Origin of the sequence: Saccharibacillus sp. O23 (assembly GCF_002205895.1) — a bacterium.
Lineage (GTDB): Bacteria > Bacillota > Bacilli > Paenibacillales > Paenibacillaceae > Saccharibacillus.
Map to the genome: position 1 here is coordinate 1 of NZ_NJDE01000035.1, position 926 is coordinate 926.

Consider the following 926-nt stretch of genomic DNA (forward strand, 5'->3'; position numbering starts at 1 on the left):
GGAGCAAACTTTCGGCTACAGGGCTATCACCTGCTCTGGCGGGTCGTTCCAAACCTCTTCGCCTACCAAACACCTTTGTAACTCCATGTGAGACGTCCTACAACCCCAAGAAGCAAGCTTCTTGGTTTGGGCTAATCCGCGTTCGCTCGCCGCTACTGACGGAATCACTATTGTTTTCTCTTCCTCGGGGTACTTAGATGTTTCAGTTCCCCCGGTCTGCCTCCGTCGAGCTATGTATTCACTCGATCGGTAACTGGGTATGAGTCCAGCTGGGTTGCCCCATTCGGAAATCTCCGGATCAACGCTTACTTACAGCTCCCCGAAGCACTATCGCGGTTCGTCGCGTCCTTCATCGGCTCCTGGTGCCTAGGCATCCACCGTGCGCTCTTACTTGCTTAACCATTCTTCATTTAAGATTACTTACTTCACCCTCGCTGACACGCAGCTTGGAAAGAAGAAGTATTCTAGACGCGAATTTATCGTTTCGGTATCCAGTTTTCAAGGAACAAGTTTTGGGTGCATCACTGCTGTGCGGATCAAAAAGCGTTCCCGCGTTAAGCGAAAATCTTTTGACCTTCAGAAGTGAAGACCATTTTAAATGGTGGAGCCAAGCGGGATCGAACCGCTGACCTCCTGCTTGCAAGGCAGGCGCTCTCCCAGCTGAGCTATGGCCCCATAAAAGGAATATGCAGTTTGGAAATGGTGGGCCCTAGTGGACTCGAACCACCGACCTCACCCTTATCAGGGGTGCGCTCTAACCAGCTGAGCTAAGGGCCCATAAAAGATACGCTTGGCGACTTCCTACTCTCCCAGGACCCTGCGGTCCAAGTACCATCGGCGTTAGAAGGCTTAACGGTCGTGTTCGAGATGGGAACGTGTGGAACCCTTCTGCTATTGCCACCAAACGTATGTCTTTTGAAAGAGTT

2 tRNA genes and 2 rRNA genes are annotated in these 926 nt (G+C 51.5%); all 4 read right to left on the reverse strand.

Annotated elements, in window-relative coordinates:
• Nucleotides 1-401: ribosomal RNA gene (locus tag CDO73_RS26120) — 23S ribosomal RNA — on the reverse strand; the annotation flags it as partial.
• A 198-nt stretch (nucleotides 402-599) separates the two neighbouring features.
• Nucleotides 600-675 (reverse strand) — tRNA-Ala (locus CDO73_RS26125).
• A 25-nt stretch (nucleotides 676-700) separates the two neighbouring features.
• Nucleotides 701-777 (reverse strand) — tRNA-Ile (locus tag CDO73_RS26130).
• Between the two features lie 11 nt (nucleotides 778-788).
• A 5S ribosomal RNA gene (rrf, locus tag CDO73_RS26135) occupies nucleotides 789-905 on the reverse strand.
• Nucleotides 906-926: the final 21 nt, after the last annotated feature.